Source organism: Endozoicomonas sp. SESOKO2, assembly GCF_024606245.1.
Lineage (GTDB): Bacteria > Pseudomonadota > Gammaproteobacteria > Pseudomonadales > Endozoicomonadaceae > Endozoicomonas_A.
In genome coordinates, this window is record NZ_JAHHPQ010000032.1 from 1 (window position 1) to 9838 (window position 9838).

The 9838-nt window shown below is 44.9% G+C and carries 7 protein-coding genes; all 7 read left to right on the plus strand.

Annotation, left to right across the window (positions count from 1 at the left end):
* Window positions 1-2014 (plus strand): transglutaminase-like domain-containing protein (locus tag KDK17_RS00710; RefSeq protein WP_257287121.1); only part of this gene is annotated, 2014 nt, incomplete at its 5' end.
* 852 nt (window positions 2015-2866) lie between these two features.
* Window positions 2867-3427 (plus strand): hypothetical protein, encoded by a 561-nt coding sequence (locus tag KDK17_RS00715; protein WP_257287122.1) that lies wholly within the window; start codon window positions 2867-2869, stop codon window positions 3425-3427.
* A gap of 398 nt (window positions 3428-3825) precedes the next feature.
* Entirely contained in the window at window positions 3826-4470 is a 645-nt protein-coding gene (locus tag KDK17_RS00720; protein ID WP_257287123.1) for a hypothetical protein, read from the plus strand.
* A gap of 860 nt (window positions 4471-5330) precedes the next feature.
* Entirely contained in the window at window positions 5331-6629 is a 1299-nt protein-coding gene (locus KDK17_RS00725) for a hypothetical protein (RefSeq protein WP_257280538.1), read from the plus strand.
* Between the two features lie 323 nt (window positions 6630-6952).
* Window positions 6953-8344 carry a hypothetical protein gene (locus KDK17_RS00730; RefSeq protein WP_257280539.1) on the plus strand — a complete coding sequence of 464 codons (1392 nt, stop codon included), beginning with the start codon at window positions 6953-6955 and terminating at the stop codon, window positions 8342-8344.
* A gap of 12 nt (window positions 8345-8356) precedes the next feature.
* Window positions 8357-9043, plus strand: a complete 687-nt coding sequence (locus tag KDK17_RS00735) for a hypothetical protein (protein WP_257280540.1) — start codon at window positions 8357-8359, stop codon at window positions 9041-9043.
* A 202-nt stretch (window positions 9044-9245) separates the two neighbouring features.
* A partial coding sequence (locus tag KDK17_RS00740; RefSeq protein ID WP_257287124.1) for a chromosome segregation SMC family protein occupies window positions 9246-9838 on the plus strand: 593 nt, incomplete at its 3' end.

Below are 9838 nucleotides of genomic sequence, written 5' to 3' on the forward strand. Positions count from 1 at the left end.
ACGGTCAACATGGTTTGACGCCGTCTGTTCAGAAGGCATGAAAACAGTACTGGACAAAGTGTTTAAGACCATTGAAGAACACCCGACCAAAGTACGGGGGCTTTTGCAGTCTATAAAAGATGCTAAAGACACGGAGCAACAAATTAAGGCGATCACGGACTATTGTCGGGCGTTTTCCGGTGATGCTAAACCAAAGCTCGGCGAGAATTTCTTTCAATTCCTGGTAACAAGGCTGAAAGGTAGCTGTCGTCATCGTGTGCCTGTTTTTATTGCTATGTGTCGTTATTTTGGTATTCCATCCCGGCAAATTGATAGCTCAAGCCACAGCTTTGCCGAGTATTCCGGAGATGGAGGCCACACCTGGGAGTCAGTGGATTTGGGCGGAGCGCCAGTACGGGAAAAAGAAATTACACCAAAATTCCAGCCTACCAGAAAGGTCAGTGCTTCCAGTACTGAGACCAGGATGATTAAGAATCACCTGAAAGGTGCTGACTTAGGACAACAGCAAGCTCTGGCTGAGGCCAGTGGTATCAACCTCAGGAAACTGGACAAAGCCCTTGAGGCAGGCAGTGTATTGCCAACAATCAATCCAGGCACTTACGAAACGGTATTGAAACTCTGGAAGCGAAAAGATTTAACCGGTTTTCTCATGGGCGTCTCAATGATCGAGTCGCTAGAGACAAAAGCATTGATCCATGAACTGAGTGATCTGGCCGGAGATATAGGCATCGGCAATAAACCGATGTCGGAGGCAGTAAAAAAAATATTGTCCAGCAATGATGAAAACCAGGTCACTCAACCACTCAAGGTACTCCATTCAAAAATGATTTTTCATGGGGATGCAAGTTCTGAAGATTGGTTGAATTCAATGGTGTATATATTGGCTTGGAGTGACTTAGCAAAGTCTTCAGTTATTCAGTTTGCCCTGGAGGCTCTGAAATCCGGCTGGCTGGATCCAGTGCCGGTACGATCCTTTGAAACGGAGGGGAAAGTTGAACATCATAAGCTATTGTTGCGTCTGGAAGATGTTGATGAACTGAAGGTTGAAGCCGCACGTTGCCTTAAAATGTGGTACACGACCTATTTGTCCAGGGAAAAAAATAGCCAGCGATGGCTGTATACTTATAAAGGCTTTCAGGAGAGAGCAGATTATGCCTTGTTTATCACACATTGTCATGATGGCTTTTCGTCACGCCTTGAATATAACATGGTCGATTCATCTATGCAGACTGCCTGGACATACGAACCTGAGGGAATTCCGAATATAGAACGAATGCTGTTGCGCCAGCCTGCGTTCTCACAGTTAATCCCGGGCAAGGCGAATCACCGTCCAGTCATTATCCTGGGGCAACCTTCCTGGCACATCACAACGATTGATGAAAAGGCTGAAGCCCTGTATCAACGTCTGCTTGAGCACAGTTCGGACCTGAATAAGCAGTCATTAGAAAAAATCAAACGATATGATGCGGTAGTCAATCAACGTGAAAATGCTTTGAAAGCATTGGCAAGAGAATACAGTGATGTCGCGACGAGTGGTTGGAAAAATAAAACTCGGAAAGATCAATATGAAGAAGAAAGATTTGACATCCAAAAGAGGTACAGAGACATTTGTAAGTCCTCTAAGCTGTCATATGACGAGTTACACTTTTCGGATGATTTAAGAAAAAAATGCAAGCAAGCGATCAAGCAGGCCTTCAGTCACTATATGTATAAAGTGACACACTCGAAAGGTGGTTGCTTAACGTACTGTTGGGCCGGTGCTAAAGTCGGGCCTAAAGATAACATCGGTAAATACTGCGGCGCTCATGATCCATCCTCACCAGAAGAACTGTATGCCATGATGTCTGCAGTTGTTAGCTCTTTCAATTTTATTAACAATTCCAAGGACAATTACTTACGGCAGGCACTCAACGCCAGTAACGCTCTGGTGCTCAAATTGGATGAGCTGACAAACATTGCCGAAGAGTTTGTAAGCAGCGTTGATTTGGATTCGATTTATGAGTCATTGGTGTAAACCCCGATGGTATTTTTTTCTGATGACCACCGTCCTTGAATATTCCATTAGGCGATCGCACTTTATAGGCGATAATTTCGAGACAAAGATTTCGCTCAGAACAATCCCTCCTTGGCTGGCACCAATACCGCCCTGGCCTTATTGTGCTGATAATTTTTTTTGCTCTCATTCAGATGGGTTTGGTCAAGCTCCCTCGCGTTGTCCATATCGTGGGACACTGCGCTGAGATCGATTTCAGGCGAAAACGTCTCAAGCTTCTTCATCAGAAGTGGTATGAGGCTTGACGGTATTGCCAGAATGATCGTCGACTGGATGGTTCCTGAAGAAGGTGGCTGGGTCATTTGTCTTGATACTACTTACCGGGAACAAAAATGAGCCAGAACGCAAGCCGACATCAGGGCTGCACTTGAAAGCATTTCTCACAGGAAGATAACAATTCGGAATAAAACAATCGGGAACAAAATTAATTAATTGCTATCTAAGTAAATAAGTACAGTGTAAACATGCCCTGTTATGCCTTGGCTTGTCAGGAGAATTCAGAATCAAGGCAGTCTTTTGCAGGCATGACCAAGCCTGTAAAAAATGGCTTGCAGAGCGCGCGCATGACTTGTTCGCTCTTTATCTGATCAAAAAAATCATGGAGGATTTATTATGATAAGCTCAAACCCGGCTTTCTATTTTCCTGGCAGCCAACCTGCTCAAGCAGGTGGGGTATGCCCTATATGTTTAGATCTATGTAGGTCGGTGACTGCTGTCACTCCCTGTTGTTGGAATGAAATGGACAGAGACTGTCTCCAGAGGCTTTTTGCAAATACTCCACTAGGAGCAAGAACAGCCTGTCCGGTATGCAGGGTGGATCTGCCTGATCTAACGCAATCACAACACAGTATGCAGGGAACCGGGACAATGCAGACGCCAAAATCCCGGTGGGTAATGAGTTATGAGCTGGTATCAGCCTTAAAAAATAACGACTGGGATAAAGCAGAAGGTATACAGCTTAGTATTCAGAACACTGGGGTGATGCTGGTGGAACGAGCCCGGCGGGAACTGAGTAACAAGCTTATGGAGGTTCTGGATAGTGGTACCTGGGCTGAAGCAGGTCGTTTAAAACGTATTATTCAGGGCATCGGGGCTGAGCCGACGCACGAACTCATGAAGAAGCTGAATAACAAGCTGATAGAAGCCCTGAATCGCAGGGATTGGGATAACGCGGATCGTTTGCAATGCATTATTCAGGGCATCCGCGCGTGTCGGTCGCAAAAAGTACTGCAGTTACTGTTTCAAATGCTGACAACGGATAAAAGCAAAAACTCTATTGATGACGAGGAGCGATTAGAGCGCATCAACAGCGCCAATGTACCGGATGAAATGGAGGAAGCGCAAAGTGAAGCTGGGTTATGTCTGATAATGTAATCCTTTCGACAAGGACAGCAAGCGGATCACTGTTATGACTCAATACCAATTCTGAGGGACTCCCAGTCTCCGTCGGCTCGAACTTTTGCGGTCTGACTGCCTGCGCAAAACCCCTCACGGGATTGCACTTGCCTTAAGCGAGTGGATATCATCGGTTGGCCAGGCGCAAGATCCGATGCTGGCAGACCCACAGGGGACTTTCACCCACAGGTTGATGACCATGCCGGGCGTACGCCTTAGAGATGGTTTTTCTAAAGGCTCGTTAGCCGTAAAGCAGCAGTATTATTATCAGTTATATAAAGCAAAAAATTTATTTTGATATTAGATATAGGAAAACAAAAAATTTATTTTAGACTGTCATAGTCTTTATTTGTTTTCCTAACTCAAAAGGCTATGACATGCAACCAAATAACCTTCTAATCGCTACCTATTTCTTAACGGTCACAGCTTTAGCTGATAGTGTGAGATTAGGTGCTTTTGATCGGGAACCGTTCAATATTTCATGCCAATATGAAATTTATTATCAATATGAGCACTTAAGACAGCCAATGAAAGCTAATGCCTTGTTTGTCTCAAATGGAATTATTGTTTTTAGAGATTACAATGTTTTAACTGCCAGATATGAAAGTAAAGAAAGCGATTCAGGTGAAGCCATCCCAAAAGAAACAAATAAACTTGAAGCGAAAAGTTTTTTAGTGCATTTTCAAAAAAAATATAAACCTTACCCTTATTCTGTAATAAGTGAAAATCAGTTTAATGAAACTGTTTATACTCCTAGCAATAATGATACACACAATCAAATTAATATTATTAAGATATTGAGATCTTGCCCGGAAGAGCAGATTGAAATAGAAGAAAGTCAAGAATCAATTAATAGTGATTCTATCGCACAGGAATCAATTAATATTGATCCTGCCGCACAGGAATCAATTGATATTAATTCTACCGCACAGGAATCAGTTAATATTGATTCTACCGCACAAGAATCAATTAATAATGATTCTGCCGCACCTGCACTACCTGAAGCTAAACCACATCAATAAATTTACGCCTAAATAGGGTAGCCGGAGGGCCAGATTCAAGCAATAAGTGCAAGCGACTCTCCGGTCTGGACGTAAATAACCGTTGGGATAGCGCAGATCGAGTACAACTTACTATTCAGGATACCGGGACAACGCGAACGGAAGAAGCCGAGCAGACACTGAATAACATGCTGGCATGGGAGGTAAGGAATAATTTTCACAATAACGCAGAGCGATTACAGCGAATTATTGAGGGCAGAGTATCCGACGAAACGGAGGAAAAGCACAAAAAGCACAGTGAAGCTGGATTCCGTTTGCTCGTGTAGTCAATCAAAAAAATCCTTGCCGCCAACCTGCCCGACAAGGTCAACCAGCGGAACACTGAAAGGGGTAACTCAGAAAATCAAAAAGGTTTCATTCTCTTTTCACTCGCCAGAGTAAATAAGTACAAAGTCTGGCGCTCCTGCAGTCATTGTTGAAATGCACACATGTCACGATCGCTCAGTGACACAGCCTGCTAACAGGCTGCACACATTATTGTTTTGGATGCGAGCGGTAGTTTCTTCATCGTGGTTGTTCTCCAGATCTTGTATTTAAATGAGATCCGGAACTATCTGTTCTCAAAGGAGGAGTTTGATGCTCTCCCACGGGCAGGCCGACATGGAACTTTCCTGAAGACTGGTGGTCAAATCATTCGGTTTAAACAAATTTTCAGGGAAGTTTTAATAATGGATAGCATAAATAATTCAGGTAACTCAGTTAATCATTCTCAAAACAGCCAGCCTGCTGAAGCGGGCGGCAGGTGCTGTATATGTCAGCGCGTGTTTGGCAGAGGTGTGACTCTCATTCCATGTTGTAACAATAAAATTCACAGAGATTGTATGCAGCGGTTGTTTCAACATACTCCACTTGAGGAAAGGTCAACCTGCCCGCTATGTAGAGAAGACTTGCCTGAGTTAACAGTAATATTGGCTCCTGAATCCAGTGATCAGGGCACTGGGGCAACGGGGATGCAAGAAGACCCCAAAGAACTGAGTTATGAGCTGACAGAAGCCCTGCTTAATAGCGATTGGGGTGAAACAGATCGTTTAGTACGCATTATTGGGGATGCCAAGGTAAGCCTCACGAACGAACCCCGGCTGGTATTGGGTAACATGCTGATAGAGGCCCGGAAACGTTGGGATTGGGTTAGTGTAAATCATTTACTGGGCATGATTCAGGACACTGGGACTCGTCTGATGGACGACGACCGGGAGGTACTGAGCAACATGCTGATAGACAGCGCGAAAATGAGGAATTGGCGTGATGCGGATCGTTTGCTAGGTATTATCCGGGATGCCAGGGCAAGTCTGACGGACGACGTCAGGCAGGAACTGAATAACATGCTGGTAAATAGCCGGAAATATTATTCTTCTTATGACAGAGCTCGTTTACGACGCATTATTGAGAATTCCGAGACCAGTCTGATGGACGACGCCCAGCGGGAAATCGAAAAGGCACAGAAGGACTTACCCGATTCCTATAACGAGCCTGCGGATACCCGTTCCTCACAAACGGCTTCTGCCAGTGCCTTCGCTGCGACTACCCAAAGAACAGAGACAACAACAAATCCGGCAAGGCAGATTGATACCCTGCTTCCTCAAGGACCACAACCACTCAGTGATCAGGGGACTGTGGTAAGGGGGATGCAAGAAGGCCGCGAAGAACTGAGTTATGAGCTGACAGAGGCCCTGATTAATAGGGATTGGAATGACGCAGATCGTTTAGTACGCATTATTCGGGATGCCAAGGTAAGTCTCACGAACGAACCCCGGCAGGTACTGGGTAACATGCTGGTTGAGGCCCGGAAACGCTGGGATTGGAATAGTGTAGGTCGTTTACTGGGTATGATTCGGGACACTGAGACCCGCCTGATGGAGGACGCCCGGGAGGTACTGAGCAACATGCTGATAGATAGCGCGAACAAGAGGAATTGGCATGATGCGGATCGATTGCTACGCATTATTCGGGATGCCAGGGCAAGTCTGACGGACGACGCCAGGCAGGAACTGAATAACATGCTGGTAATGAGACGGACATATGATTGTTCTTATGACAGAGCTCGTTTACAACGCATTATTGATGTTTCCGAGACCAGTCTGATGGACGACGCCCAGCGGGAAATCGAAGAGGCACAGTAGGACTTACACAATCTCGTAGATTGATTACAACGCATCATTGCTGGCAGAGTACCCGACGAAACAGAGGAAGCAAAGGAAAAGCAAAGTGAAGCTGGATTCTGTTTGCTTGTGAGTCAATCAGAAAAAATCCTTGTCGCCAAATTACTCGACAAGGTCATCTAGTGGATCACTGAAATCTGTCGCTCAGAAAATCAAATAGGGTTGATCTATGAGATGACGGAGAGTTACGTGTAAAAGCCAAACTTAATGGCTTGCAGTGTGCGTATATGACTCGTTCGCACTTTGGAATAAAAATGAATGATTAATGAAAAAGGAATAAGGACATGGATCAAGCAGTTAATCCGAACCTGTTTCCAGGGATATATCCCCCACCACACTCCGAAACGGAAGCGGACAGACTGTTCAAAAATAGAGCTGATGATAGGAAGTATCTTCCAAACACAGTAGGACGCGCAGAAAATAATGTTGAGAATAAGGAGCTTTCATCAAGATGTGTTGCTTTGGTTCCGACCGAAAACGATGAGGATACTTATTACATCCAGCTTGCAAAAAATATAGTCTTCAATTTGGATCCAACTTATTTTGATTCAATTGATGAAGAGTCCTGGATAAATATGGCTGAAAGTTTAAAGTTTTCGGGTATTGCTTCATTAGAGAAAGCCGCTGCTATGGATCTGAAGGTATGTCCTCCATGTCCGGTTTTTCACACATGGGCGGCACTCCATGGTACCACCATATTTAATGGCTTAAATAATCCTGATAAACTTGCGGGAATTAATTATGTTCAAAGAATATTAGAAGAAGGAACCAAACTCGCTGAAAGTGATATCCCGCTGCTTATAGTTTTTTCAGATATGAATCTTACAGAGTCTCAAATTGAACAGATGAAGGCTGAACTGAATAATCACGATAATATATTATGCCTCTCCATGGAAACAGACCTGCAGCTGAAATTTCCCGTTCAATTAGGGGAATACGCTTCATGTATGAGCGTTTGTTTTATGGATTCCATTAGACTTGTTGTGTCTCAAAATATTAAAAAGACTATATGCTTTTGTATAGATAAGGCGAATTCTGAAAACAAAACCGAATTGGCTAATCGTTTAGAAAAACTCGGTGTTAATCATTTGTTTTATTCAGATATTGATAATCAATGGTTGTCCAAACCACCCTATGTTTTAGCTAGCCATGGGATATTTACCCAGCCAAAAATGTCATTGACATTGCCGCTCCCTCCTCATATATGTGGTTACTTGGTGGGAAAATTATCTCGTATTGATAGACATCGTTTAGAGATGCATAGATCATTTTTCTCTGATATGCCTTACTTAAATGGACCTAATTCAGTCAACTGGTCTGTAGATAAAGCGAAAAAGCTATTTGATTACATTTTAAGTGGTGAAGCACAATGTAATTATGAACATCTATCCGTTGTGTTAGCTCGTATTTCCCCTTGTTCCAGGTATCTATTGGAACCTGATGCAGGTGTTTCCTGGAGCGGTGAGAATAGTAGTTTTTTTGTGACAGAGGATTCTAAAGATGTTTTTTTAAGAGGTGCTCTAAAAAGAGTCTACCTTATAGACCTTCATCAAAAGCCAGATAGCCGGCTTACTGATGATGATTATAATCCAGATCCATATTACAGAGAAGCACACAGCCTCGTTGGAATGCAATTACTCAAGTATCATTATCATGGGCATGATGGCACTTGGTAGACCATCCGGGAAATGCCTGGCAGTCATTTTTTCGCTGCTGCTACCCAAAGAGCAGAGAGAACAACAAACCGGGAAAGACAGCTTAGTACCCTCCCTCCTCAGGAGCTGCAACAACTTGCTGCCCGGGGCATCGGGACAACACGGTTGCGGGAACTGAGTAATCAGCTGTTACTGGCCATAAGTAATGACGCTTGGGATGAAGCAGAGCTTTTATACCTCACTATTCAGAATGCCGGGGCAAGGCTGTCGGAACGCGCCCAGATGGTGCTGAGCAGGATGCTGATAGAGGCTGTGGATGACGAGATGTGGGAGAAAGCAGACAATTTACAACGCATTATTCAGGATACCGGGACACGGCTGATGCACGAAGTTGACCGGCAACTGAGTTTCAAGCTGATAGCGTTCCTGAATAGAAGGTCGTTGAGTGATGCAGAACGTTTACGAGACATTATTCGGGGCGCCGGGGTAAGGCTGACGTTCGGAGCCGAGATGGCACTGAGTAACCAGCTGGTAGAAGAGCTGTGTTGCGGGCTTTGGAATAATGCAGAACGTGTACAGCGCATTATTCAGGACACCGGGGCAAGTCACTCGCAAGGTGCCCGGCGGGCACTGAATAACATGCTGGCATCGGAGAGAAGAAATAACTTTCACAGTAACGCAGAGCGGTTACAACGCATCATTGAAGGCAGGGTGCCATAAGAAATGTACTGGTCTCAACAACCTGCACAGGGTTGATTGCCCTGTCACAGCAGACAGACTGAACTGGCCATAAGGTTGACGGTCAAAGCTTTCGGTAACGACGACTTTTCCTCATGGGCACAATCTGTGTACACTCGTAGAGAGTTGTTACCTACTGATAACCAGGCAGCTGTGGTCCTGATAGCTACGAATTAAGGAAAAGATGCGTCTTAAATCGATCAAACTGGCCGGTTTCAAATCCTTTGTGGATCCCACAACGGTTCATTTTCCCTCCAATATGTGCGGTGTTGTAGGTCCTAATGGCTGCGGCAAGTCCAATATTATCGACGCCGTACGTTGGGTCATGGGGGAGTCTTCTGCCAAGCACCTGCGTGGTGAGTCCATGACAGACGTTATCTTCAAGGGCTCCAATAGCCGTAAGCCTTCAGCAAAGGCGACGGTAGAGTTGATCTTTGATAATAACGAAGGTCGGGTCACTGGCGAGTTTGCTGCCTACAGCGAGATTTCTGTGCGCAGGATGCTGACCTCGGAAGCCAAGAATTTTTATTTCCTCAATGGTAACAAGTGTCGCCGTAAAGATGTGATGGATATCTTTCTCGGCACCGGTCTAGGGCCGCGAAGTTACTCCATCATCAGTCAGGGCATCGTCTCCACGCTGATTGAGTCCAAGCCGGAAGAACTCAGAGTCTTTATTGAGGAAGCGGCTGGTATCTCCAAGTACAAGGAGCGCCGCCGTGAAACAGAAAACCGCATTCGCCGAACCAATGAAAACCTGGAACGACTGACCGACCTGCG